The 24,565-nt window shown below is 64.7% G+C and carries 26 protein-coding genes and 1 tRNA gene; 17 read left to right on the forward strand and 10 right to left on the reverse strand.

Features of this window, described 5'->3' with window-relative positions:
- Nucleotides 1-155 precede the first annotated feature (155 nt).
- The 7 genes from SAS01S_RS13545 to SAS01S_RS13575 all read left to right on the forward strand — a co-directional run bounded on the left by SAS01S_RS13545 (nucleotide 156) and on the right by SAS01S_RS13575 (nucleotide 6,365).
- A complete protein-coding gene (locus SAS01S_RS13545; protein WP_157082818.1) occupies nucleotides 156-767 on the forward strand; it encodes a hypothetical protein in 612 nt (203 codons plus the stop codon).
- The gene (locus SAS01S_RS13550; RefSeq protein ID WP_066809148.1) at nucleotides 760-1,122 is read left to right on the forward strand and encodes a winged helix-turn-helix domain-containing protein; all 363 of its coding nucleotides are present in this window, start codon (nucleotides 760-762) and stop codon (nucleotides 1,120-1,122) included. Before SAS01S_RS13545 ends, SAS01S_RS13550 begins: the two co-directional genes overlap by 8 nt.
- Before the next feature lie 122 nt (nucleotides 1,123-1,244).
- Complete coding sequence (locus SAS01S_RS13555) at nucleotides 1,245-3,044, forward strand: linalool dehydratase/isomerase domain-containing protein (RefSeq protein WP_066809151.1); 1,800 nt, start codon at nucleotides 1,245-1,247, stop codon at nucleotides 3,042-3,044.
- Between the two features lie 14 nt (nucleotides 3,045-3,058).
- Nucleotides 3,059-3,541 carry a diacylglycerol kinase family protein gene (locus SAS01S_RS13560; RefSeq protein WP_245656906.1) on the forward strand — a complete coding sequence of 161 codons (483 nt, stop codon included), beginning with the start codon at nucleotides 3,059-3,061 and terminating at the stop codon, nucleotides 3,539-3,541.
- A 105-nt stretch (nucleotides 3,542-3,646) separates the two neighbouring features.
- Entirely contained in the window at nucleotides 3,647-4,753 is a 1,107-nt protein-coding gene (locus tag SAS01S_RS13565) for an MBL fold metallo-hydrolase (RefSeq protein ID WP_174544963.1), read from the forward strand.
- A gap of 76 nt (nucleotides 4,754-4,829) precedes the next feature.
- Nucleotides 4,830-5,702 carry a dienelactone hydrolase family protein gene (locus tag SAS01S_RS13570; RefSeq protein WP_066809154.1) on the forward strand — a complete coding sequence of 291 codons (873 nt, stop codon included), beginning with the start codon at nucleotides 4,830-4,832 and terminating at the stop codon, nucleotides 5,700-5,702.
- 36 nt (nucleotides 5,703-5,738) lie between these two features.
- Nucleotides 5,739-6,365 carry a glutathione S-transferase family protein gene (locus tag SAS01S_RS13575; protein ID WP_066809157.1) on the forward strand — a complete coding sequence of 209 codons (627 nt, stop codon included), beginning with the start codon at nucleotides 5,739-5,741 and terminating at the stop codon, nucleotides 6,363-6,365.
- Between the two features lie 117 nt (nucleotides 6,366-6,482).
- On the opposite strand, the gene SAS01S_RS13580 is transcribed toward SAS01S_RS13575, so the two are convergent.
- The 3 genes from SAS01S_RS13580 to SAS01S_RS13590 all read right to left on the reverse strand — a co-directional run bounded on the left by SAS01S_RS13580 (nucleotide 6,483) and on the right by SAS01S_RS13590 (nucleotide 8,955).
- The gene (locus tag SAS01S_RS13580; RefSeq protein ID WP_066809160.1) at nucleotides 6,483-6,671 is read right to left on the reverse strand and encodes a DUF1289 domain-containing protein; all 189 of its coding nucleotides are present in this window, start codon (nucleotides 6,669-6,671) and stop codon (nucleotides 6,483-6,485) included.
- Between the two features lie 7 nt (nucleotides 6,672-6,678).
- Nucleotides 6,679-8,139, reverse strand: coding sequence for a DEAD/DEAH box helicase (locus SAS01S_RS13585; RefSeq protein WP_066809162.1), 1,461 nt, complete (start codon nucleotides 8,137-8,139; stop codon nucleotides 6,679-6,681).
- Between the two features lie 348 nt (nucleotides 8,140-8,487).
- The gene (locus tag SAS01S_RS13590) at nucleotides 8,488-8,955 is read right to left on the reverse strand and encodes a hypothetical protein (RefSeq protein WP_084238997.1); all 468 of its coding nucleotides are present in this window, start codon (nucleotides 8,953-8,955) and stop codon (nucleotides 8,488-8,490) included.
- Nucleotides 8,956-9,034: 79 nt separating this feature from the next.
- On the opposite strand from SAS01S_RS13590, the gene SAS01S_RS13595 reads away from it, so the two are divergent.
- Both SAS01S_RS13595 and SAS01S_RS13600 read left to right on the forward strand, forming a co-directional pair.
- Nucleotides 9,035-10,483 (forward strand): FAD-binding oxidoreductase, encoded by a 1,449-nt coding sequence (locus SAS01S_RS13595; protein WP_174544964.1) that lies wholly within the window; start codon nucleotides 9,035-9,037, stop codon nucleotides 10,481-10,483.
- A 64-nt stretch (nucleotides 10,484-10,547) separates the two neighbouring features.
- Complete coding sequence (locus SAS01S_RS13600; RefSeq protein WP_066809167.1) at nucleotides 10,548-11,318, forward strand: SapC family protein; 771 nt, start codon at nucleotides 10,548-10,550, stop codon at nucleotides 11,316-11,318.
- Nucleotides 11,319-11,811: 493 nt separating this feature from the next.
- Here SAS01S_RS13600 and SAS01S_RS13605 read toward each other — a convergent pair whose 3' ends face one another.
- Complete coding sequence (locus tag SAS01S_RS13605) at nucleotides 11,812-12,477, reverse strand: anthrone oxygenase family protein (protein WP_218016300.1); 666 nt, start codon at nucleotides 12,475-12,477, stop codon at nucleotides 11,812-11,814.
- Between the two features lie 117 nt (nucleotides 12,478-12,594).
- Between SAS01S_RS13605 and SAS01S_RS13610 the strand changes: the two genes are divergently transcribed.
- The gene (locus SAS01S_RS13610; RefSeq protein ID WP_218016301.1) at nucleotides 12,595-13,221 is read left to right on the forward strand and encodes a TetR/AcrR family transcriptional regulator; all 627 of its coding nucleotides are present in this window, start codon (nucleotides 12,595-12,597) and stop codon (nucleotides 13,219-13,221) included.
- Between the two features lie 110 nt (nucleotides 13,222-13,331).
- Here the strand turns inward: SAS01S_RS13610 and SAS01S_RS13615 are convergent, their stop codons facing one another.
- The gene (locus SAS01S_RS13615) at nucleotides 13,332-14,180 is read right to left on the reverse strand and encodes an N-formylglutamate amidohydrolase (protein WP_066809172.1); all 849 of its coding nucleotides are present in this window, start codon (nucleotides 14,178-14,180) and stop codon (nucleotides 13,332-13,334) included.
- Between the two features lie 111 nt (nucleotides 14,181-14,291).
- Between SAS01S_RS13615 and cpdR the strand changes: the two genes are divergently transcribed.
- On the forward strand, nucleotides 14,292-14,669 hold the full coding sequence (gene cpdR / locus SAS01S_RS13620) for a cell cycle two-component system response regulator CpdR (RefSeq protein WP_066809174.1): 378 nt from the start codon (nucleotides 14,292-14,294) through the stop codon (nucleotides 14,667-14,669).
- A 54-nt stretch (nucleotides 14,670-14,723) separates the two neighbouring features.
- Nucleotides 14,724-14,798, forward strand: a tRNA-Val gene (locus tag SAS01S_RS13625).
- 61 nt (nucleotides 14,799-14,859) lie between these two features.
- Here SAS01S_RS13625 and SAS01S_RS13630 read toward each other — a convergent pair.
- The 5 genes from SAS01S_RS13630 to SAS01S_RS13650 are packed head-to-tail and all read right to left on the reverse strand — an operon-like array spanning nucleotide 14,860 to nucleotide 20,393.
- Entirely contained in the window at nucleotides 14,860-17,190 is a 2,331-nt protein-coding gene (locus SAS01S_RS13630; RefSeq protein ID WP_066809176.1) for a TonB-dependent receptor, read from the reverse strand.
- 37 nt (nucleotides 17,191-17,227) lie between these two features.
- Nucleotides 17,228-18,178, reverse strand: a complete 951-nt coding sequence (locus SAS01S_RS13635) for a FecR family protein (RefSeq protein ID WP_066809247.1) — start codon at nucleotides 18,176-18,178, stop codon at nucleotides 17,228-17,230.
- Nucleotides 18,168-18,725 (reverse strand): RNA polymerase sigma factor, encoded by a 558-nt coding sequence (locus SAS01S_RS13640; RefSeq protein ID WP_084238999.1) that lies wholly within the window; start codon nucleotides 18,723-18,725, stop codon nucleotides 18,168-18,170. Before SAS01S_RS13640 ends, SAS01S_RS13635 begins: the two co-directional genes overlap by 11 nt.
- Nucleotides 18,726-18,742: 17 nt before the next feature.
- Nucleotides 18,743-19,546, reverse strand: coding sequence for a ChbG/HpnK family deacetylase (locus SAS01S_RS13645; protein ID WP_066809179.1), 804 nt, complete (start codon nucleotides 19,544-19,546; stop codon nucleotides 18,743-18,745).
- Nucleotides 19,521-20,393, reverse strand: a complete 873-nt coding sequence (locus SAS01S_RS13650; protein WP_084239001.1) for a glycosyltransferase family 2 protein — start codon at nucleotides 20,391-20,393, stop codon at nucleotides 19,521-19,523. Before SAS01S_RS13650 ends, SAS01S_RS13645 begins: the two co-directional genes overlap by 26 nt.
- Before the next feature lie 2 nt (nucleotides 20,394-20,395).
- Between SAS01S_RS13650 and SAS01S_RS13655 the strand changes: the two genes are divergently transcribed.
- The 5 genes from SAS01S_RS13655 (at nucleotide 20,396) to SAS01S_RS13680 (ending at nucleotide 24,477) form a co-directional block, all read left to right on the forward strand.
- A complete protein-coding gene (locus SAS01S_RS13655) occupies nucleotides 20,396-20,692 on the forward strand; it encodes a hypothetical protein (protein ID WP_066809182.1) in 297 nt (98 codons plus the stop codon).
- 11 nt (nucleotides 20,693-20,703) lie between these two features.
- Nucleotides 20,704-22,197, forward strand: a complete 1,494-nt coding sequence (locus tag SAS01S_RS13660) for an ArnT family glycosyltransferase (protein WP_369405746.1) — start codon at nucleotides 20,704-20,706, stop codon at nucleotides 22,195-22,197.
- A 79-nt stretch (nucleotides 22,198-22,276) separates the two neighbouring features.
- On the forward strand, nucleotides 22,277-22,795 hold the full coding sequence (locus tag SAS01S_RS13665; protein WP_066809188.1) for a DUF2141 domain-containing protein: 519 nt from the start codon (nucleotides 22,277-22,279) through the stop codon (nucleotides 22,793-22,795).
- Nucleotides 22,796-22,864: 69 nt separating this feature from the next.
- On the forward strand, nucleotides 22,865-23,161 hold the full coding sequence (locus SAS01S_RS13670; RefSeq protein ID WP_169804959.1) for a helix-turn-helix domain-containing protein: 297 nt from the start codon (nucleotides 22,865-22,867) through the stop codon (nucleotides 23,159-23,161).
- Between the two features lie 380 nt (nucleotides 23,162-23,541).
- Nucleotides 23,542-24,477 carry a polysaccharide deacetylase family protein gene (locus SAS01S_RS13680; protein WP_066809197.1) on the forward strand — a complete coding sequence of 312 codons (936 nt, stop codon included), beginning with the start codon at nucleotides 23,542-23,544 and terminating at the stop codon, nucleotides 24,475-24,477.
- Nucleotides 24,478-24,565: the final 88 nt, after the last annotated feature.

Below are 24,565 nucleotides of genomic sequence, written 5' to 3' on the forward strand. Positions count from 1 at the left end.
GTGATAGACCCGCCGCGTCTCCTGCTGAGAGCGGCGTAACGGCACATCGGAAAAGGCAGCGGTCGATCGTCGTCCGCTGCCTTTTCCACATCTCGGCCGTTTAACCACGAATAGACTTTGCATTGCAAAGTTATCTGCGTATCTTGGCGTTCAAGATGCGCGACGTCGACACCGCCTTGTCCGAGATCGATCGGATCCGAGCCCAATTGGCGGCCAGCACGCGTTTCCAGGGATTCACGCCGGCGGTGGCGGCGACGACCGGGCTGCTCGCTTTGGCGCTCGCCGCGGTGCAGGCTGCCGGACTCGACCCTTCGACCACCCCGGTCGAGATGCTGGTGCAATGGATGCTGCTCGCCATCATCTGCGCTTGCCTGATCGGCGCCGACGCGGTCGTCCGTGCGCGGCGGCTGCACCGCGCGATGGCCGATACGATGATCAACACGACGTTGCGCCAGTTCCTTCCGGTCGGTGCCGCCGGTACCATCGTGGCGACCGTCATCCTGTTGCGCGCGCCCGCCTGGGCGGCGATCCTGCCGGGGTTATGGCAGCTGCTGATCGGGATCGGCATCCTGGCCGCGCTTCCGGCACTGCCGCGACTGCTCGCCTGGGGTGCCGGTTGGTATTTCCTCGTCGCCACCGCGAGTCTGTTGGCCGGAGCGGGTGCGACCGATGTCTCGCCCTGGATAATGGGCCTGCCGTTCGGCATCGGCCAATTGCTGATCGCCGGATTGCTCCACGCCGCGATGCGGGAGGATCGGCATGGCTGAGGCGCCGTTCGCGTTCGGTGGGCTCGATCGCGTGTTTCACGAGAAGGCGCGGCTCGGCATCCTGACCTCGCTTGCTGGGCATCCCGACGGGCTCGGCTTCACCGAAGTCCGCCAGCTGACCGGGCTGACCGACGGCAATCTCAGCCGCCATATCCAGGTGCTCGAAGAGGCGGGCCTGGTCGCGCTGACCAAGGGGTTCGAGGGCAAGCGCCCGCATACCAGCTGTCGCCTGACCGACGAAGGCCGTGCGCGCTTCGCCGAGTATCTCGATACGCTCGAACGCGCGCTGCGCGATGCCGCGCGGGCCAATGCCGGCACCAGGATGCGATCGACCCCCAGGGAGAAACCGGCATGATCGCCATAGACGAAGCGCGAGCGCCCACCCGGAACAATCCGGGGCGGGTCGGTTGGCGCGGCCTTTTTTTGTCTCCATACTTTGTATTACAAAGTAATTTGCTGGCGCGACGGGGCGCAGGAATGGCATTCAGCTCCAGTGCGCGCCGCCAGCGTCGGGCGTTGCTTGGCTATTCGCTGTTCTGCACGTTGGCACTCGGCCTGCGGGCGATCGGCGATAACGCGATCGACGCATTGGCGTTGGGTCTCGCGTTTCCCGGCGTGGGGTTCCTGCATTGGGCGGATGGCGGCCAGACCGTCTGGGTGCTGGGGCTTTTCGTCATGTCGCTGGGCATGTTCGGCGCGGCGCTCGCGACGTGGTTCGCGACCGGAAACGTCGTGTTGCCGCCCTTGGTGTGGCTCGCCGCCGCAGTGGCGGCAATGCGCCCCGATCTGTTCATGCTCGACGACCGGCTCGCGCAGTCCAACACGGGGATTCTGATTCCCGCGTTGCTCATGTCCTCGCTTGCGGCACGAGGCATGATCCGGCCGCATGCTCCAACCGTGCCGCCCAAGCCTGCGCTGACCCGCTTGCCTGCACTGCCGACGCCCTCGCGCAAGGAAATCTTGCTCGATGACCTCAAACGACTGCGCCTGCTGACCGATCGCGCCTTGCAGCCGATCGAGGCATTCGACGGCTTCGAATGGCGCGACCAGTTCCAGACCGCAGCGGTGCGCTATCAGGTCAATTTCACTGCCTATGCGCTAGCGGTCGCGCGGCGCAATTATCTCCCCGCGATGACAGCCTGGCTGGGCGAGGCGCAGGCACAATTGCTCGCCAAGCAGGGTGACTCGCGGCTCTGGCGCCATTGGGCGCTGGAGAATGCGTGGGGCAATCTCCGTCTCGGGCGCGACCCGATCCCGCGCGGCAACATCATGTCGACCGGTTTCGTCGCCTTGCAGATGGCGATCGGCGACACCGGCGCGCCGCTCGACCTGCGGCGGCGCGGCGCGTCGTGGCGGCGCTACGGGCTCGACGATATGGGCGATATCCTGGCGCGCCAATATCGCGCTGCGCCCTTTGGGTTGTTGTCCTGCGAGCCGAATTGGATTTATCCGCTGTGCAACCTGATCACCGCGTGCGGGCTGCGTGCCGCCGATCATCGCACCGGAAGCGCGCATTGGCCGGGCATCGCCGCGCGGTTCGGCACCGGGTTGGTTGACGAGTTTACCACCTCGACCGGTGATTTCGTTCCCTTCCGCTCCTCCCTGACCGGAGTTGCCGCGCCGGGAGTCGGCGGCGCGGTGATGCAGACCTTTCCCTGCCTGTTCCTCAACGCGCTCTATCCCGAGTTGGCCGAGAAACATTGGGAGCGCGTGCGGTGCCGAGCCGAGGCGCGTGGCTGGCGGCGGGCGTTGTGGCCGATCGATGTCGGCAATTACGGCTTCACCCGTGCGGCGGGATATACCGCGAGCGCCGCAGCGGCAGTCGAGATGGGCGACGCGGCAAGGGCGCGCAACTTGCTCGACCTGCTCGACATGGATTGTCCAGGCGCGATGGCGGGGGGAGTGCCGCATCGACCACGCGCCTCGCTCTGGGCTCACGCGCTCGAGCTGATCGCTCGCCTCGGTTGTACCGATGGCTTTCGCGGCTTGATCGAGTCGCCTACGGATGCCTTGGCAGGCCCGCATCTCGCCGATGCCGATTATCCCGAAATCCTAGTCGCGTCGGCGCGGCGCGAGGGCGAGATGCTCAGGCTCGTCCTACATCCCGGCGCTGCCCGTGCGATCCGCCCGATCGCCATTAGCGGACTCAAGCCAGCCCGGCATTACCGTACCGGCCTTGCCGACCAGCCTTTCGCTCGTGCCGATGAGACCGGCCGCGCGGTCATTGCCGTTCCGCTCCATGGACGCACCGAACTCCGCATCGTGCCGGTGATCTGATGGTCTGCTGCGCGATGATGGCTGCCCTGCTCGGCGTGTTGCTTCGCCCCTGGCGGCGGCGCAATGCGCTTGCATGGCGGCCAGGCGGTGAGTCGGCGACGGGCGTTGTCCAGGCGCGGGTAAAAAGCGTCGGCTATGCCGTGGCGGGCCTCACCTTCGCCGTGCGCAACGAGGCGAACATGCGCATCCATTGCGTCGCGGCGATCGCGGCGGTCGCTGCCGGCATCCTGTTGCGCATCGATGCCAATGAATGGCGCTGGCTGATCCTGGCCATCGCGTTGGTGATCGCGAGCGAGGCGTTGAATACCGCGATCGAGCAAGCATGCGACGCGATCGGCGGCCGCAGCGAACCGATTCGTCATGCCAAGGATGCCGCTGCAGGCGGTGTGTTGGTGCTCGCGGTCGCTGCCGCGGTGATCGGGTTGTGCATTTTCGTGCCGCATATCGTCGCGGCGTGGCACGGCGGCCGTCCCACGCTTCCGCTGTGCAGCTTCTGACTCGTTCGGCCGCCGGTTCGATACTCGGGTATCGCCATCGCTCTGCGCACTGTCTCATATTTCCTTTTGCTGGTATCCTGTCCGCTCGCTTGCTACCGCCCGATCATGGCAACCAACCGCATGCCCGACGCCGCGTTCGTCGCCGACGAGAGCTTCGTTCCCACCAGCCATAAAGGCCTGACCTATCCCTTCGGCGGCAAGGAACCGGACGAGGGTGGCGCGATGCAGGTCGCGCCCGGCGTGCGCTGGGTGCGGCTCAACGTTCCCGGCCCGCTCAAGCACGTCAATTGCTGGCTGCTCGACGATCGTGACGATCGCGGTGACGGTGTCGCTTTGGTCGATGCCGGCATGAACCAGACCGAGACGCGCGCCGCGTGGAAATCGGTGTTCAGCGGGCCGCTCGCCGGCGTCCGCGTCACGCGGGTGATCGGGACGCATTTCCATCCCGATCATATCGGGCTTGCCGGCTGGATGTGTGATCACCACCAAGCGCCGTTATGGATGACGCGCGGCGAGTGGCTGACCGCGCAGATGCTGGTTGCTGACGCCCGGCCGGAAACGCCGCAAGAGATCAGTAATTTCCGCCGCGCCTGCGGATGGAGCGACGAGCAGATCGAGCTGGCGGCCGCGCGCGGCTGGTCCAATTTCGGGCGGATCGTGCGGCCGATGCCCTTGTCCTACCGGCGGCTGGTCGATGGCGAGACGATCGCGATTGGCGGAACGGCATGGCGGATCGTCGTCGGGTCGGGGCATAGCCCGGAACATGCCTGCCTGCTCGATGGGGCGAACGGGATATTCATCGCCGGAGACCAGGTGTTGCCGCGGATCAGCCCGAACGTGTCGCTCGGCATCACCGAGCCCGATTCCGATCCGCTCGGCGAATGGTTCGCGTCGATCGCCAAGCTGAAGCGCGAAGTGCCGGCCGACGTGCTGACCTTGCCGGGCCATGGCGACCCGTTCCTCAATCTCCACATCCGGCTCGATGCGATGGATCGTGAGCATCGCGGCCGGCTCGACGAACTCGAAGCCTTTCTCGACGAACCGCGCCGCGTGGTCGATTGTTTTGGCCGGTTGTTTCGGCGCGCGATCGGCCAGGAAGTGCTCGGCATGGCGACCGGCGAGGCGATGGCGCATTTGAAACGGCTCGAAGTCGAAGGGCGCGCGGTGCGCGAAACCCACGGCGACGGGACATGGCGCTGGCGCGCGATTTGAAGCGCGTCAGGGCTCGCGCGCATCGGCGCATCGCCGTAGAATAAGGTCGAGTCGAGCTACCCCCAGGGAGAGACGCATGTGCGACGAACATACCGCTGAGGACAATGATCGCTTCCTGGGCATTGCCCATCCGTCGCGCCGCCAGTTCGGCATGATGACCGGTGTCGCTGGACTGATGGCCGTGCTGCCGGTTCCGGCCAATGCCGCGGCGATCAAGGGACGCGATGTCGTGATCGACACGCCCGAGGGGAAGGCCGACGCCTATTTCGTCGCGCCGGCGACCGGCAAGCATCCTGGCGTCCTGATCTGGCCCGACATCATGGGTCTGCGCCCGGCTTTCCGGCAAATGGCCGAGCGGCTGGCGCAGTCGGGTTATGCGGTTCTGGTGGTCAATCAATTCTACCGCTCGACCAAGGCGCCGTTCCTGAAGGCGGGCGAATCGTTCGACCAGCCCGATGTGCGTGCGAAGATCATGCCGTTCGTCGAGAAACTGACGCCGGCCGGGACGGTCAGCGATGCCAAGGCGTTCACGACCTTCATCGACGCGCAGAAGGAAGTCGATACCAAGCGCGGTCTCGCCAGCACCGGCTATTGCATGGGCGGGCCGATGGTATTCCGCACCGTCGCCGCGCGCGCCGACCGCTATCGCGCCGGCGGCACCTTCCATGGTGGCGGGCTGGTCGGTGACAAACCCGATAGCCCCAACGCGCTGATCCCGCAGATGAAAGCGAGCTTCCTGATCGCGATCGCCGAGAATGACGATCAGCGCGCGCCGACCGACAAGGATGTGCTGAAGAAAGCGTTTGCCGATGCCAAGCTGCCCGCCGAGATCGAGGTCTATAAAGGCACGATGCACGGCTGGTGCCCACCCGACAGCAAGGTGTACAACCAGGCGCAGGCGGACCGTGCCTGGGAGCGCATGCTGGCGCTGTTTCAGAAGGCGCTCTGACCCGGCGGACGCGTGACACGTATTCCTAGGGAGAGAATGATGAGCGACCTGATCTTGTACACCAACCCGCAGTCGCGCGGCCGGATCGCACGCTGGGCGCTCGAGGAAGTCGGCGCGCGCTACGAAGTCCGCGTGATGAATTACGCCGACACGATGAAAAGTGACGATTATCTGTCGGTCAATCCGATGGGCAAAGTCCCGGCGATCGAGCACAAGGGCAAGGTCGTCACCGAATGCGCGGCGATCTGCGCCTATCTTGGCGACGCCTTTCCTGAGGCGGGCCTGGCGCCACAGGCCGCCGATCGCGCCGATTATTACCGCTGGCTGTTCTTCGCCGCGGGGCCGGTCGAGCACGCGGTGACCAACAATAATGCCGGCTTCATCCCTCAGCCCGAACAGGGCAGGATGTTCGGCTATGGCGATTACGACCGGACGATCGACGTGCTCGAACGCGCGGTGTCGCAGCATGACTACGTCGCCGGCGACGCCTTCACGATGGCCGATGTCTATGTCGGCGCCCAGGTGATCTGGGGGACGCAATTCGGCACGATCCCAAAGCGCGACGCCTTTACCGCTTATGCCGAGCGGTTGACGTCGCGCGACGCATACAGGCGAGCGTCGGATCTCGATGATGCGCTGATGGAGACCAACCAGCTGGCGTGATGGCGAGCGCGTTAGGTTGAGCACACCGTGCTCCTGCGCAAGCAGGAGCCCAGAGTTGCGAAGGGAATCGCCTGTGGCCCTGGGCTCCGGCTTTCGCAGGAGCACTTCGGGGCGATCTCAACGCGCCGGCAGTTCCGCCATCACCCGGTCCCGCTCCGCGGCAGTCATGCTCGTCCAGCGCGCGACTTCGTCGATAGTGCGGCGGCACCCCTCGCACAATCGATCCTTGTCGATCCGGCAGATGTTGACGCAAGGGCTGACGATCGGTTCGACCGGTACCACGCTGATGAAATCGGGCAGGCTCACGCGTGCCTCAATCGTGGGTCAGGACCGCGTTCAGGAAGTCGGGAATCGGCCCGTTCCAGCCTTCGTCCGGACCATCGTCCTGCTCGCGGCCACGGCGCGGACGGCGATCATCGTTGCGCGAGCGCGGCTCGTCGCGAGGCGGCCGAGGATCGTCGCGGCGGGGACGTGCTTCTTCGCGTGGCGCGCGCGGCTCTTCGCGGCGAGCGGGCTTCTCCGCGCGCGGCGCCGGCGCTTCTGGCGTCTCGGCGGTGGCGGCCTTCTCGCGCGGCGCGGTGCGCGCGCGTTTCGGCTTTTCGTCGCGAGCAGTGCGAGCGCGAGGCTTTTCCTCGGGATCGGCTTCGAGCGGCGGCCCGCCTTCCAGCCGCGGAATCTTCATGCCGGTCAGCTTCTCGATATTCTCGATATTCTCGGCATCCGCGCTCGAGGCGAACGTATAGGCAATCCCCGTCGCGCCGGCGCGGCCGGTGCGACCGATGCGGTGGATGTAATCGTCGGGATGCCACGGCGAGTCGAAGTTGAAGACGTGGCTGACGCCCTTGATGTCGAGCCCGCGTGCGGCGACGTCGGACGCGACCAGGATGTTGATCTCGCCCGCCTTGAACCGGTCGAGCTCGGCGATCCGCTGCGGCTGCTCCATGTCGCCATGGATCTCACCGCTCGAAAAGCCATAGCCCCTCAGGCTCTTGTTGAGCTCGCGCACCGTCGTCTTGCGGTTGCAGAAGATGATCGCATTCTTGACCTCTTCCTGGCCGAGCAACTGGCGCAGCGCAGCGCGCTTGGCATGGCTCGTGCTGCCCACCGGCACCACATATTGGGTGATGTTGATATTGGCGGTGGCGGGGCGCGCGACCTCGATCGTCTTGGGGTTCGACAGAAACTTGTCGGCCAGCTTCTTGATCGGCGGCGGCATCGTCGCCGAGAACAACAGCGTCTGGCGATTGGTCGGCAGCTTGGTGCAGATATTCTCGATATCGGGGATGAACCCCATGTCGAGCATGCGATCGGCCTCGTCGATCACCAGCAGATTGCACTGGGTCAGCAGGATCTTGCCGCGCTCGAACAGGTCCATTAGCCGGCCCGGCGTCGCGATCAGCACGTCGACGCCCTTTTCCAGCGCCTTGACCTGGTCGCCCATCTGCACGCCGCCGATCAGCAACGCCATCGAGAGCTTGTGATACTTGCCGTATTTCTCGAAATTCTCGGCGACCTGCGCGGCGAGTTCGCGCGTCGGCTCGAGGATCAGGCTGCGCGGCATCAGCGCGCGGCTGCGGCCATGACCGAGAATATCGATCATCGGCAGCACGAACGCGGCGGTCTTGCCGGTGCCGGTTTGCGCGATACCGATGATGTCGCGCATCATCAGCACGCTGGGAATGGTCGCGGCCTGGATCGGAGTCGGTTCGGTATAGCCCGATTCGCCTACGGCGCGGAGCAATTCGTCTGAAAGGCCGAGGTCGGCAAAGGGCATCCAAAAATCCGGAAAAATGGTTAGCGCGCAGATGCGCCATCCAACAACGTGCGCGCTTGCCGATCAGTTGCCGAAAGTCAAGCTTGAGAGCGTTTTTGCGAAACTCGCGGAAGGGCGAGTTTCGGTCGCGGCATTGCCCTCCGCAGCCATTCTAACGATGCTACGCATCGCCGGAACCTTGGGCTCCTCCGCCCACTCCCCCACCCGACCTCCCATAAGATACTCTGTCTGGGAGGTCGGGTGGGGGCACGTTGGGTCGGTCATACCCCAGCATGACCTGGACGGCGCGGGGCGCCGTCCACCCGACGTGGGCCGGCACCGCAATGCGCCGTAAGGCGCATCAAAGACTCACTTCTTAACGACCAGCTTCTTGAACTTCTTGATCGTGCATTGGTCGCCCGAGCGGGTGCGGATCGAATCGCGTCCGGCGCAGACCTGGCCGTCGGCCGAGGGCTTGACGTAGAAACCGCCATAATAGCCAAGGCCCGAACAATCGCCGTCCAGTTCGGCGCGGACGCGGTCGCCGCCGCGCAGCACCAGGTCGACATAATCGCCCGCGACGATCGCGCCGCCCAATTGGTCGGCGGCGATGCATTTGGGCCCCTTTTTCTCGGCCCATTTGATCGGTCGTGCCGGTGTAAGCTGTGGCGCGGGCGCGACCCTGTCCCGCAATGTGCTGGGGACGCGGATGATGATCCGCCCACGGATCGTCACTTGCGCCAGTTCGATGCCCGTCGCCTGGCCGGCAGGCGCGGGTGTACTGACCGCGGCGACGGAGGCAATCAGGGCAAGGGCGGCAAGGGGCGGGCTCGGCATGAAGCGCGCCTTGGTAAAGCCATAATTTGAACACGCAATGAATTGGATACGTAACCCCCGCCATGCTAGCGCGATCGCAATGACACCCGCACAGACCGAGCTGACCGCCGCCGTCCGCGTCGCGCTGGGCGACAAGGCGGTCGTGACCGATCCCGCGGACATCGCGCCATGGCTGACCGACTGGCGCGGACGTTTTCACGGCAGCAGCCCGGCGATCCTCGCGCCCGACACGGTCGCGGGGGTGCAATTGGTGGTCGCGAAGGCGCGCGACCTCGGCGTCGCATTGGTGCCGCAGGGGGGCAATACCTCGATGGTCGCTGGCGCTACGCCGCCCACGGATGGCTCGGCGCTGATCTTGTCGACGCGAAGGCTCAACCGTATTCGCTCGCTCCGGCCGGCCGACGCTTTGGCGGTGGCCGAAGCGGGGGTGATCCTGTCCAACCTTCACGACGCCGCACTGGCCGAGGGCATGCGCTTCCCGCTGACCCTGGGAGCAACGGGCAGCGCGACGATCGGCGGGCTGGCCTCGACCAATGCCGGGGGCACGCAGGTACTGCGGTTCGGGACGATGCGCGGGTTGGTCGCGGGCGTCGAGGCAGTGCTGCCCGACGGTTCGCTCCATGATGGGCTGGCCGCGCTCAAGAAGGACAATCGCGGCTACGATCTCAACCAGTTGCTGGTGGGGGCGGAGGGCACGATCGGGGTGATCACCGCGGCCACGCTGCGGCTGGTGCCGGCGATTCTCGACCGCGCAGTGGCCTGGGTCGGGCTCGCCGATCCCGAACGCGCGCTGGCGCTGTTGCGGCGGCTGCAAGGCGCGACGCAAGCGGTCGAAAGCTTCGAGATCATTCCACAAAGCTTCCTGGACGCGGTGATCCGCCATTTCCCCGGAACGCGCGCGCCTTTAGGCGGCAATCATGGCTGGCACGTCCTGATCGAGGCGACGCGCGCGGCACCGTCCGACGAGCCGCCGGCCGCTTTGCTGGAACGCCTGATCGGCGACGCGCTCGCAGCGGGTGAGGTCGAGGATGCGGTCGTCGCGGCAAGCGAGGCGCAGGCTGATGCCTTATGGAAAATTCGCGAGACCATTCCCGAAGCGTCGCGTGCGGAAGGCCCCGCATTGCAGCACGACATTTCGGTGCCGGTCGCTGGCATGCCGCGCTTCCTCACCGAGGGCGCGAGAACGGTGGAGGCGCGCTTTCCTGGAGCGCACGCGGCGGGGTTCGGTCATCTCGGCGACGGTAACGTCCATTTCCACGTGCGGGCACCGGCCGGCACCGACGGACCGAACTGGTACGAAAGAGAGGGCCATGTGATCTCGGCGTTCGTCCATGATCTGGTCGTCGCCGCGGGCGGCTCGATCTCGGCCGAACATGGCATCGGCCAGTTGAAGCGCGACGAGTTGGCGCGACTCTCCTCGCCGGCGCGGATGATGGCGCTGCGCGCGATCAAGCGGGCATTCGATCCGCGCGAATTGATGAATCCGGGGAAGCTCGTTACCCTTGCGCCGGACGGCGCCACCCCTTAGGGCGCACGGCCACGTGCGGCTTCTTGGGGGAGCCGCGTTCAAGAGATTCGATTGGAGTAGGGTAATGGCCAGCGCGCCGCAGTCGCTTCCGCTTTTTTATAATTCGCTCGAGCCGTTGTCGAGCGAGCAGCACGGCAATTTCCGCATCCGCCCGTCCAACGGCGCGCCGTTCCTGGCCAATCAGCACGCGATCCCGCTGACGGTCGACGAATTCCCGATGGCGCAGCGCAACCTGCCGATCGTCTTCTCGCAAGGCGATGATGGCGTGCCGCTAGCGCTGATGGGCCTCAACGAAGGCGTCAACGTCTTCATCGACGAAAAGGGCCAGCTGCGCGAACCCTTCACCTACGTTCCGGCCTATATCCGCCGCTATCCGTATCTGCTCGCGCGCCTCCGTCCGGAAGCCGAAGAGCTGACCTTGTGCTTCGATCCGAGCTCGGACACGATCGGCGCGTTCGACGAAGGTGAGCCGCTGTTCGCCGATGGCGCGCCGACCGACGTCACCAAGAACATCCTCGAGTTCAACCAGCAGTTCGAGGAAGCCGGCGCGCGCACCGCGGCGTTCATGAACGAGCTGCGCGAACTCGATCTTTTGATGGACGGCGAAGTGACGATCCAACCGGACGGCGCCGACAAGCCGTTCGTCTATTCGGGCTTCCGCATGGTCAACGAAGAGAAGCTAAACGAGCTGCGCGGCGACCAGCTGCGCAAGATGACCCAGTCGGGCCTGCTGCCGCTGATCTACGCGCACATGTTCTCGCTGTCGGTGATGCGCGAGATCTTCACGCGTCAGATGCAATTGGGACTGATGCCGGCGCCGCAGCTGGTTGCCTGACACCTCCTTTATGACGAGGACCGCGTTGGTCCTCGTCAATCTGTGCGCGGCGAGGCCGGCGCATGGAGGCAGGGCCAGCTCGGTCATGCCTTTCTGCTGCATGTCGCCGCGATATATGCCGTCGCGCGACGCCCGGCGGGCGGCACCAGAATCCATCCGGAATGGTGGAAATTCTCCGATGAGAACGTTCGTGTCCGAGTCTTGAAACGGTAATCTCATCGACCTATGTTGCTTGAGTACGGCTTCGTGTCCCCCCTTTCGCGAGGTCGTGCAGACACGCTTTCGAGCGTGTCTCCTCCCTGAACCTTGGCCACCTCGGGCATTTGCCCGGGGTGGTTTTTTATGGGGTGGTTGAGATGAGGTGGTTGGCCTGCGAGGGGTCGCAATCGGCGGGAGCGTAAAGGCCGTTCAATTTAAAGATTGAACAAGCTGCCATTCATGACGCCGCGATGGATTTGACACGAATGTGCGCGTTCTCATCCAAAAATTTGAATCAACTGGCTGGCTGCCACCCAGCCAACGCACCGATCAACATCGTCCCGGACATCAAAGACGCGCCAGTGCGGACGCTATTCCAGAACGTCCAGTCGCCGAGATAGTGCTGCCATAGCTCGGTCGCCTGCGGCGTGTTGAGCGGGACGGCGGCCAGCGCGTCGTTCAACGGTACGTTGAAGATCATCGTGACACCCGTACAGCCGATGACATAAATCAACGCGGCGGCGACAATGAGCCATTTGGTCGACTGCACGGCGCTCAGGAACGACCCGCCGGCAACCGCCAGGCACAGCAATGCCGTGCCAAACAACGCGAGCATGAAGAGCGGGCTGATCACGGTCACGTTGATCGAGTTCATCGCCGCGATGCCTTGTGCTTCGGGGATGCGCCCCAATGCCGGCATGATGAAGTTGGAAAAGGCGAAGAAGACGCCTGCCACGATTAGACTGCCGATCGCCGAGGTGAACGTCAGCCCGTAAAGCGCACGATCAGCCATTGTTGCCTCCCAGACGCCGGTTGCCGAGGCCTCCGGTACAAAATCGGAAAACGACCACGGCGCGCGACCAAGCGCGCGCTCGACACCATCAGCGATCGGCGTGTTGCGGCCATCGAGTGCGGTCGTGAACAGATGCATGACGAGATCGATCTCGATCGTATTTGTCATCTCAATCTCTATCGGCTAAACACGATTAACTATCGTGTTATATAACGCGATAGTTAATCGTGTTTAGTAAGTCAAGGGCGATCGTTGATGCCAAAAGCGGGTGCGATGGGGGGGGCTGTGGCGCGGCAGAACGCAGACGAAGGCGAGGCGTCCGCGCGCCGCGGGCCGAGCCAGCAGCGCAGCCGCGAACGGCAGGAACGGATTCTTGAAGCGGCCTCCGCGCTCATTGCAACCAAGGGAAGCGATGCTCTCAGGATGAGTGAGATTGCCGGAATCGTCGGCATCTCGATGGGCTCGCTTTACCAGTATTTCCCGGACAGGCGGGCGATTATCAAGACATTGGCTGAGCGATACAATGCGGCGAGTCGAATTTGCATTCGTGAGGCGTTTGAAAATGTGCATGATCAAGCATCGCTGCGCGCCGCATATCTCGACCTGTTCGATCTATATTATGCCATCGTTTTGGCTGAGCCGGTGATGCGTGACATCTGGTCGGGAATGCAGGCCGACAAGCAGCTTATGGCTGTGCAGCTTGCTGAAAGCCGCTTGATGGGTGCCGAACTGGCAGATGCCATGAAGCGCGTCCACCACGACGCCGATGGAATGGCAATCGACGTATCGGCCTTCCTGATCTGGGAAATGGGAGAGGCGGCAGTGCGGTTGGCGATCGGGCTTGAGCGCACCGCGGGCGATGCGGTCATAGAGGCGTTCAAACGCATTACGGTGCGCGAAGTGGCTCCTTGAAAAGAATCCGCTTCGGAACAGCCGCTTTCAGGAAAAGGCCGATTTTGGGATTGAACGACTGATTTTGGGTTGCAGCCCCGCCAATCCCGGGCGGTAGACCTTCCAGTCCCTCACTCCGCTGCCAATGCCAATCCGCCGGTCAGCAATTCGTCGGTGGCGGCATCGATCATTCGCCGCAGCAAGGCGGCGGTACCGGCCAGACCCTTGCCGGGTGCGGTTAGTCCGGGATCGAGATAGAGCCGTCGGTCGATCTCGATCTGAATCGCATGGATATGCTGATCGGGCCGGCCATGTCGCGACAGGATATAGCCGCCGGGATAGGGCGTATTGAGTGCGGCGCGATGCCCTGCGGCGATGACTTCGCCTTCCAGCCGATGGACCAGCCGTCCGCCCGCGCTGCGGCCGAAGCGATCGCCGATCACCACGCGCGCGGCGGCGCCTCCAGGCAGCGGCGGCATCGAATGCACGTCGAGCAGCAGAGCGGCGCCGAACCGATCGCGCGCGGCCGCCAGCGCGTCGGCGAGCGCCGAATGATAGGGGCGGTGATCCTGGGTAATGCGTTGGCAGACCTCGTCATCGCCCAGCCGCCGGTTCCAGATCGCGACGCCGGGCGCCGATCGCCGCGGCACCAGGCCCAGCCCGCTGCGCAATTTTGTCGCGGCGGCGCCGGCCGGGATCGGCCGCGCGCCGTCGTCGATCAGCGGGTCGCGCTCGTCCTCGCCACGGTTGAGGTCGATCCAGGCGCGGGCGCGACGCTGCACGAATAAAGTCTCGTCGATCCGCGCCGCCAGCGCGACATCGTCGGCATGGCGATCCTCCAGCGCCAGCATCGACGCCACCGGCACGGCGGCCGCGGCGCGCAGCTGGAGCGGATAATCGCGCCCGGCATGCGGCACCGACAGGATCACCGGGCTGTCCGGCGGGATTGGTCCGACGCGGTCGAACGAGGGAGCGGCCATGCGCGCAAATCTACTCGTCGTGCCGTCTTGGGGCAATCGTCGCGCGACGCTGGAAAATCTTAAACCCTTGGGGCATAAAAAGGCTCGCGGGACACAGGGCAACGGACGGGCATGATCAGGATTCTACTGGCCGAGGACGATTCGGTGATGCGCGAATATCTGACGCGCGCGCTGGAACGATCGGGCTATGCCGTCACCGCCGTCGACCGCGGCACCGCCGCGCTGCCGCTGATCGAGGCCGAGCATTTCGACCTGCTGCTGACCGACATCGTCATGCCCGAAATGGACGGGATCGAGCTGGCGCAGAAAGTGTCGGAGATCGCGCCCGATATGCGCGTCATGTTCATCACCGGCTTCGCCGCCGTGACCTTACGCGCCGGCAAGCAAATGCCCAATGCCCGCGTGCTGTCCAAACCGTTCCATCTCAGGGATCTCGTGATCGAGGTCGATCGCCTGTTCGAGGTCGAAAGCGCGAACGGCGGATTGTAGAGTTTTCGGCGCTTGCACAGCGGCGGAAGCGCCGCTACAGGGCCCGCTCCCCGTGGGCGTGTAGCTCAGTGGTAGAGCACTGTGTTGACATCGCAGGGGTCGCAAGTTCAATCCTTGCCACGCCCACCATCGAAAGCCTCGGGAAACTCCGGTTTCCCGAGGCTTTTGTGTATCTGATTGGCGGCCGGACCTACCAGCCTAACCCAATGCCAAGCCGCGCATGGCGCGGGCGCAACGGTGTCGTCTGGTCGCGATAGGTCAGGGAAAATGGATTGCCATAAGCGAAGCGATTGGCCTTGCTGTTGGTCAGATTATCGACCGCAAGGTCGATGCGCAGTCGGCCGCGGCGTACACCGGCCGACAGTCCCAGCAGCCAGTAATTTCCCTGACTCACGTCGAGGAGATCGCCCGTGCCGAGAACGGACCGGCCGACATAATCGGCGTTGAATCCGATCCGGGGCGCAACGCCGGGCGTGGTCCATTCGTAGGACAAGCCCCAATGCCCAGCAAATGGCGGGGTTTCCGGCAGGCGGCGGTTGTTGTCGGTCGATAGATCAGCGATTGGGCCAGAGACCTCATTGTCGGTGAAGAGGAACGACGCCTCAGCATGCAGACCGACTATCGGCGCCCAATCGACCGTGCCTTCTGCCGCTTCGATCCGGGCGTCTCCGATATTATCGGTATAGGGCTGGCCGCGGCGGTTGATCAGGTCCGCCTGGATGTTGCTCCAGTGCGCGATCGAAACGCTGCCCGAAAACGCGAGGCCGGTCGGGCCGTCGCGAAGCTTGCGTATCCCGATTTCGCTGACGGTGATGGCGTCGGAACGATAGTCGGCAACCCGGCCTACACCTGCAGCCACGGCCAGTCCTCCCGTCCGGTATCCGGTCTGGAACCGCGTGAACAATGCGAGGTGCGGCGCGACTTGCCACGAAAAGGCCAAAGTCGGGTCCAGTCGCCGGCTCAGCCGGCCCTTTACGAACTTCGCCGATCGCGGCGCGGCTGACGGATCGCCGTCGGTTCGGGCCGCCGTTGCCCGCCCTCCGGCAGTGACCGAAAGGCCGGGGAGCAGCGCCAGCGTCGCTTCGCCAAACAGCGAGGCCGCCTTGGTGACGTTGGTCACGCCGATGATCTCGAAGGCATTCCCGGGCGAGCCGACGGCGCGCGATAATATGTCCTGATCCCTGACCAAGCTGAACCCGGCGACCCAGGAATTGCCATTGGGCAGGGAGCGCGACACGCGCGCCTCCTGACTCAACAACCATTTGTCGCGATTCGCGGTATAGATGACTGGCGGAGACGTCGAACCGGGGAGGCGCCGCGGCGTGGCGTCGAACTGGTCGGTCGACCGATAGCCGACGATCCCCGTCGCCGAAAAGAACCGCAGCCCGCTGTCCCAGTCCTTGGTGACGGTCACGCGACCGAATAGCAGCCGGTTGTCGAAGGACTGGGCTATGCGCGAGCGCCTCGTCAGTGGCCCCTCAGCGGTTTCCGCATATTGGCCGTCGCGTGTATCGATCCATTGGCCTGCCCCGCTCGCCTCGACTTGCCAGCCGTCGGCCGCGTCGAGCCGCAGCGCCAGCCTTCCTCCAAAGGTGTCGCCTTGGTTGACGTTTCTCAGGCCGCGCCCGACATCGTCGAGATAGCCGCCCTCATGCACGTTATAGGCGACCGCGCGGATTCCGAGCCGATCCTTCAGGACCGGGAGGTTGACCATCCCGGCGACGTCGAAACCGGTGCTTGCTCCCTGGGTCGCGGTGACGCCGCCCGACACCGCGCTCGCCGCGGCAGACAGATCGACGGGATTGGACGTCAGCCGGATCACGCCTCCGATCGCACCGGAACCGTAAAGCGTGCCCTGCGCACCCTCCAATATTTCGATCCGGCGCATATCGTACAGCCGCAGACCTGGGTCGGGTCCGGAATAGGTCAATTGCACGTCGTCGAGATAGATGCTGGTCGGCGATTGGGTGGTGCCGCTGAAGCTGCTGTCGGCGATGCCGCGGATGAACACCTTGTTGCGTCCGGCGCCCAGTTGCGTGCTTTGCAGGACGGGGGTGCCCGGCGCGAGATCGGTGATCGTTCCCGCCGTTGCCGGCGGCGATTGCTGCCCCTCGATCACCATCAGGCTCCCGGGATAGCGCAACATCGACACGCGCTGCTTGCTGGCGGTCACGACAATGTCGGGCTCCCGAGGAGCGGGCGGTGGTGGTGCGGCCGGTTTCGCTTTGCGCGGCGCCGCGCGAACGGGCGCCCGCACGACGCGATAGCCGCCGGCCATCGCAATCGCGCGATAGCCGGTATCGGCGAGCAGGCGGTCGAGTGCCTTGCGCACCGGCATACGCCCCAGGATTGGTCCGGTGCGGACTGATCGCAGCCCTGCTTCGGTGCTGGTGATCTCGACTCCTGCCTCGCGTGCGAGGGCCGTCAGGGCGATGTCGAGGGTTGTCGGCGGGATCGAAAACGCGGCGTCGCGAGCAAGCGCCGCGCGCGGCAAGCCAGCCGTTAGTAGGAACAGGAACACTGCGAGGCCGAAGCTGGGCCGGCGGTATAGGCGCGCGCTAGCGGGGGCCCGATGTCCCGTCGGAGAGGATCCATCGCTCGCCGTCACGCTGCCACGTCGCCCCGATCATTTCCGCCAAATGCGGGACATCCCGATCGGCGACCCCAGTGAAACGGACCATGCCGGTAAAGGGGCGCTCGGACAAGCCGCCGTCCAGGTCCAGCTTGAACCCGTATAGCCGCCTGAGTGCCGCGACCACGTCGCCGACCTTTTGATTGGCGAAGCTCAACGTGCCGGTGCGCCAACCGCCGACCAAATTTGACGCGATCCTCGTGCCGACGATGTCACCTCCGTCGTCGCGCGCCGACAGCGAATCGCCGGGGCCGAGTCTCTTCCCGATACTGCCGGGCTGAACCAGCACCGATCCTTCGGCGACCGAGATTGTCAGACGATTGCCGTCGCGGGCGACGTTGAAGACGGTGCCGAGGTCGCGGATCGTCATCGAACCGACGGTCATCGTGAATGGGTGCGCGGCGTCGTGGCTGACATGGAACAAGGCCTCGCCACGATCGAGCGTTGCGACGCGTGGATCGGCCCGATCGAGCCGCAGCACGGTCCCCCCGCTCAATTCGATGCTAGTGCCCTGTTGCAGCGCGACCGTGCGGCGCTCGCCGGCCTTGGTTGCTACGACATAAGGCGAAGAAAGCGGCGTGATCAGCGACGGCGCCAACATCGCGACGCCAATTGCGGCTGCCGCGATGCCGGCGATCAGCCACGGCCGGCGACGGTGGGCAGGGATATTGTCGTTGCCGGCGGACGGCACGGGCGCGGGGAAACGCTCCTGACCGATCAGGCGATCGTCCTTCGCGATCGCGTCATAGGCCGCGGCGTGCGCCGGGCTCGCTTCGAGCCACGCGATGAAATCCGCCCAGCCATGTTCGTCGGAACCGGCCAGACGTAGATGCCAGCAGATTGCCTGATCGATAATGTCCGACTGTTTAGCGCGCACGATCCGTGCCCCTTTCCTCATGCTGACGACGCGCCGCTTCGGAATCCTCAGCAAATCGATCGAGCCGATCGTGAATTTTGCGATAGGCGCGCTGCAACAGCTTTTCGACGCCGCTAATACTGATCCCGAGATGCTCGGCGATCGCGCGCTGCGACTGCTCCTCCAGCCGAAACATGCGCAATGCGATCGCCATGCGCTCGGGCATGTCGGCAATGGCTCCTTCGACCTCTTGCCATTGGCGTTGCGCCATCAGCGTGCGTTCGGCGTCGGGCAGTTCGTCGGCGTGCGGCTGGCTATCAACCCAGACGGCATCGCGCGCGCCGCGGCGGCCGGTCGCGATCCGGCGATCGGTCGCTAGATTGGCCGCGATGCGGTAGAGGAATGCCGCCGGCTGGGCGACCGGCTGATCGGCGAGCCGGTCGATCCGCAACCACATGTCCTGCAGCACATCCTCGGCATCCTCGCGATTGCCCAGCCGTGCGACCAGCAGACGGAGCAGGGTCGGGTGTTGCGCAAGGAAAATGGCCTTGAGACCGCCGTCTGCCACTGTCGTCGCGTCCTCGGTCAGGCAGGGAACGCCAGACCTCCGATCGCCGCCATGTCGGCGATCGACCAATTGCGCAAGGCTTCGGCTTCGCGCGACCTCGCCGCGGTGATCGCATCGCCTGGTCGCGAGCCCGCGCCGGGGTGGCACATCACCAGATGCGTTCCGCCGGGCTTGCGCAGGAAGCAAGGGAAGAGGACTCGATAGTCACCGGCAAAGTCATAATGGCCGGCAAAACTGTCATTGGTGGCAAGTCCGACCGCGGCCGCGGCGCGGCGCAGCCCGCGCGAATGCCAAGCACTGCCGATTGCCTTGCCGGCAAAAGGACGCGCCAGCATCGCCGTCAGTCGGTCGGTGCAATTGCGGATCCATGCCTTGGGCGCCCGCAACGCGGTTTCGGCCAGGACGATGTCGCGGATACCCGGAAGCGCGTGGACGTGCTGATGCCCGTCGACAAAGGCTGGCGGCCGACCGAGCGCGGCGACGAAAGCGTCGAATTGCGCCGCGATCTCCGCCGCCGCCTCGTCGAGCGCCACCCGGCCGCGCGCCGCCATCCGGCCGAGCGGATTGATCGCCGGCAACCGGCCAGCGGGCGCCAGCCGCGGCATCCATGTCAGCGGAACCTCGTCGGTCAGCGTCAGGTGCAGGCCGATTTGGACGTGGTCGGGCAGGCCGTCGAGCAGCGCGCTGTCGGCGGCCCAACCCGGCATTACCGCCATGCAACTGATGGCGTTGATCTTTCCCGTCGACGCAAGGCCGGCAATCGTCTCACTGACCCCGCGTGAAAATGCGAAATCGTCAGAACACAGGATGAGGCGAGGCAAATGCCGGTCCTTCGAGATGTTGATATTGCCGTTCGCGAATACGGTTGCTGAGCAGGCGCCGCCGCCGCAGCCGCGGCGCCAGGAATGAATAGAAGAACCAGTCGCCGGCCCAAGGGGCCGCGGCCGAATAGACCAGCCGCTCGAACAATGTCCAACGGATCGAATCACGGTCGCGCTCACGCGGCGAGGGCATGCACCAGAGATCCTGCGCATATCCCATCGTGCCGGTGCGCATCACGCGATGGATGATCTCATGATCCTCGAGCACGTAATTCCAGCGATCGGGATCGAACCCGCCGGCGGCGCGCAACGCGGATGTCCGGAATGTCTGACCGGCACCGCCGGCATGCGACTGGTGGGGCAGCAGGCGTACGACGGTGAGGAACAGGCGTGCCGTCGCCCGGAGCGTTCCGTTGGCGACGCCGGGCGCGACGAAATAGGCACCTGCGGCGACACGGCCGGGCTTTGCCAGGACCGCCTCGGCCGTGGCGAGATAATGCGGCGGGTAGAGCGTGTCGGCATCGCAAGTCGCGACCAATGGCGTGCGCACCCAGCCGAGACCGGTGCGCAACGCCGCGACCTTGCCCGGTCTGGGTTCGGTGATCAGCAGATAATCGACACCATGATCCCGGCATGCGGCGCGGGCGATCGTCGCGCTGTCGTCGGTCGATCCGTTATCGATCAGGATCAACGTCATCGATCCCGTTTGCCTGGCCAGGCTGGCGATCGTTGCGGCAAGATAGTCGCGCTCGTTGAAGAAGGGCAGCAATATGCTCCAGGTACGCTGATTCCGGGCGTCGAGCCGGGGCATATCGTGGGTGCTGACCGGATCGAGATCGAGATACATTGATGGCCGTCCATTGGCATTGGAAACGGGGCGGGATGGAAGACGGCTCCGTTCGAGACGCGGTGGCGATCCGCCCTCCCGCGGGTTCGCCCGTCATCGTGCCGGCGCCGCCTTCCGCTGCCCCACATCAAGTGACGACACGCTTGCGGGCGATCCGCACCGACCGACGCGAAAAAATTAATCAGGGTTTTGCCATTAGCCTCGTCCGGCAGAAGGTTGCAGTGGACGACATGCTCGTCCGATCCCGCACCAGGATCGCGAAAAATATGTCGCATGACGTCGCCGTCACTGCCGCCTAGATGGATCGGCCGTGGCGACTGCGGCATTCATCGATCGATCAGGAGACATCGCGCCGGTACGGCTGCCACGGATCGGTATGTTCGTGCTGTTTCTGGGTTTGGCGGTCGCGATCCGGGCGCGAGATTTCGGCAATCCGATCATCCATGTCGACGAGCAATATTATCTGCTGGTCGGCGACCATATGCTGCACGGTGCGCTGCCCTATGTCGATATATGGGACAGGAAGCCGGTCGGGCTGTTCCTGATCTTCGCGGCGATCCGCCTGCTCCCCGGCGACGGTATCCTGGCCTATCAGTTGATCGCGACTTTGTTTGCGGCGGCCACCGCGTCGCTCGTCGCGCGCGGCGGCATACGGCTCGGGGCCAGCCGGGCAGGCGCTGTGGCGGCCGGCCTGGCCTATATCCTGTGGCTCTCGCTGCTCAGCGGCCGCGGCGGGCAGTCGCCGGTCTTCTACAATCTGTTCATGGCCGGGGCGGGATTGCTGACATTGCGGTTGCCCGAGCTCGCCAGGCGCGCCGATCGCCGGGCGATCAGGGCCAGCGGCTGCGCCGCCTGCCTGCTGGCCGGTCTGGCGATCCAGACCAAGTACACGCCAGTCGTCGAAGGCGCGTTCTTCGGGCTCGCGCATCTCTGGTTCCTGCGGCGGGCCGGTACGAGCTGGGCGGCGATGGCCGGCGCGGGCGCGATCTGGGCCGCGCTCGGTATCGCGCCGACCGCGGCGGTCGTCCTAAGCTATTACGAACGCGGCCCGGCGGATTTTCAGGCATTCTGGTTCGCCAATTTCGCCTCGGTCGCATTACGCAAGGGGTATCCCGCGGCCAAGATCGTGGCGCGGCTGGCGGGTACGACGGTACAATTGTCGCCCTTTATCGTGTGTGCGGTCATCGCGTGGCGGGCGCGGCCGCGACGGAGCGAAACGCTGCTCGCCTTTGGCTGGCTTGCCGCCGCGCTGGTGGCGTTCGCGATGATCGGCGCGTTCTTCGATCATTATGCGCTGCCGCTGATGGTCCCGCTGACGATGATCGCGGCGCCGGTGCTGGGACGCTGGCGAGCTGCCCTCGCGGGCACCGCCGTGATCGGTGCGATATTGTTCGTTTTCCACCTCGCCACTGAACCCGACGACCGCGGATCGGGCTATCGCGTCGCCCAGGCAATGGCCGCGAACGACGGTGACGAGTGTCCCTATGTCTTCGCGGGCGACTCGATCCTTTATCATCTCGCGCGCGCCTGCCTGCCGACCGCTTATGCTTTCCCTTCGACGCTCGCTTACGAACCAGAACAGGGGGCCACGGGGATCGACGAGGCGGCCGAAGTGCGGCGCATCATGGCGCGTCGTCCGCCTGTAGTGGTGACGTTGGATCGTCCGCTGGCGCCGTGGAACCGCGACAGCCTGGGCGTCGTGACGGCCGCATTGGCGCAGGACTACCGCCTCATTCTGTCGGTGCCGCGAGAGGACGAGCATTTGCTGGTCTATCGTCGCCGCGATCGTCCGCAATTGCGATGAAAGATGCCGAGGACGGGTGCGGGTCGGACCAGTCGGTAACGTCTGGTTATCGATTTCCTTATCATCCGGATCGGATTTGATGCGCCTGACCATATTCGTTGCAGCCCTTGTTTCCTTCCTCGCGATCAATGCCTCATCGGCCGGTGCCGAACAGGTCGGGCAGGACGCGGAGCAGTGCAGGGGCGGTCACGGTCCGGCCATCCAGGTCAACGTCCAGGGGCTCAAGGATCGGCGCGGGGAATTGTGGCTGGAACTCTATCCTGCGACGTCGGACGACTTCCTCAGCCCGGACACCGACCTGATGGCTCAAGGCAAAACTTTCCGCCGCACACGCTCGCGGTTGCCGGCGACCGGCAGCGTCGAAATCTGCATCAGGGTACCGCGCCCGGGCCGCTACGCGCTGATGCTCCGCCACAATCGCGTCGAGCGCGACAAATTCTCCTTTTGGAGCGATGGGGCGGGGGTGCCGGCCAACCAGTCATTGGGCCGCAGTAAGCCTAGGCTCGATCAGGCTGTCGTCAATGCCGGGCCCGGCATCACTGTCGTCGCGATCAAGGTGCAATATCTGCACGGCCTGGGCTTTTCTTCGTTGGATTGACGCTGTGACCGGTTTGATGATGCGATATTACCGTTCGACCCTTCCCGCCGAGCCTGCAGGCGCATGCTGGTGACCGAGTCCGATGCGGCGCGCGGCGCACGGCAGCCCGTCTGGGCGATATCGATCCACGTCGGCGAGGCATTATGGCGCGGGCGACTGAGGGCGGGGCTGTCCCTAGACGACGTCGCCGGGCGGATCGGCGTCGATCCCGAGACGGTCGGTGCACTCGAGAATTCGGACTTTGCCCGGCTGCCGTCGCGGGATGGGGCGATCGCCGTGGCACGAGCCTATGCGCAGTTGGTCGGCCTGCCGAAGAAATGGGTAACGGCGGCGCTCGACAAGGAATTGCTACGACACAATCGATGACGGTAGCCTCGGATTGTTGAACCGTCGCATGTCCGGCATTGCCAGTTTATCAACTTGTTCTGATCGAGTAATTACGGGGCTATATCTTGGGATATAAGGGCACTGGTACATCCGATCGGACATCCGATGGCAATCGACAAGTTTCTCTGTTCGTTCGGCCTACACGTGCCGGACCTGAGTCGCCTAAGCTGGGGCAATTCGGCGTCTGGTTCCGGGTTCGACGTGAGCTATTGCGGACGCTGCGGAACCGAACTGACGCGCCGGCGCGGAAGCAAATGGCGGGCGATCGCGCTCGCCGATCGCTGAACTCGAGAGATGGCGATCGCGGAGATCGCCGCGGCAAAGGGGGGCTAGTCGCGCCGACGTCGGCATTCAGGATCATGTGGGCGATTGCTTTTCTGCTCGTCAGCCAACCTGTTGCAGCCCGGTCGCATGAAGGCAGGATCGCGCTGACGTTCGACGACCTTCCCGCGCTGACCATTCTCAACGACCAGGCATATGTCGACTATCTGAACGTGATGATCCTGCGGGGACTGAAGCGCCATCATTTCCCCGCGACCGGGTTCGTCAATGAGGGCAAGCTCGACGAGCTCCAGCGCGACCGGCAAATCGCCAATCTCCAGCGCTGGCTTGATGCCGGCATGGATCTGGGGAACCACACCTTTTCGCACGAATCCCCCAACGCGCTCGGCGCGGAGGGCTATATAGCCGACATCGTCCACGGCGAACCGGTCACCACCGGCCTTCTTCGTCCGTACGGCCGGCGGCTGCGCTGGTTCCGGCATCCCTATCTCGAAACCGGCTTTCCCGCGTCGGTGAAGCGAACGATCGATGGCTGGCTTTCCACGCACGGCTACCGCATCGCCCCGGTCACGATCGATGCCGACGACTGGGAGTTCGCCGAGCCTTATGACGATGCGATCGCGCGGAAGGACGTTGCGCGCCAACGGCGGATAAAGGCCGAATATCTGGCCTATACCGCGCGCAGGATCGAGTGGTCGATCCGGAGCGGACATATCTTGTTCGGGCGTGATATCGCGCAGGTCATGCTATTGCATTGCACGCGGCTCAACGCGGATTCGGTCGACGATCTCGCAGTCTTGTTTCGGCGCTTTCGCCTCCGCCCGGTCAGCCTCGATCGGGCGATGCGCGACCCCGCTTATCGCACGCCCGACACCATTGCGGACAAAGACGGGACGGACTGGCTCGAGCGCTGGGCGATCCTGAAGCATCGCGATCTGCCGGAAGCGGGCGACGAGGACCCGCCTGCGGATATCCAGGCTGCTTACGATCGGGTCGACAATGATCGGCGCTGACCGATCAATGTCCTGAACTCGACCGTTGGACGACGGCTCCGATCGGGCCCGTATCCGCATCAGGATAGTGTTATTCACTATTGTGTGA

This window comes from Sphingomonas asaccharolytica NBRC 15499 (genome assembly GCF_001598355.1).
Taxonomy (GTDB): Bacteria; Pseudomonadota; Alphaproteobacteria; order Sphingomonadales; family Sphingomonadaceae; genus Sphingomonas; species Sphingomonas asaccharolytica.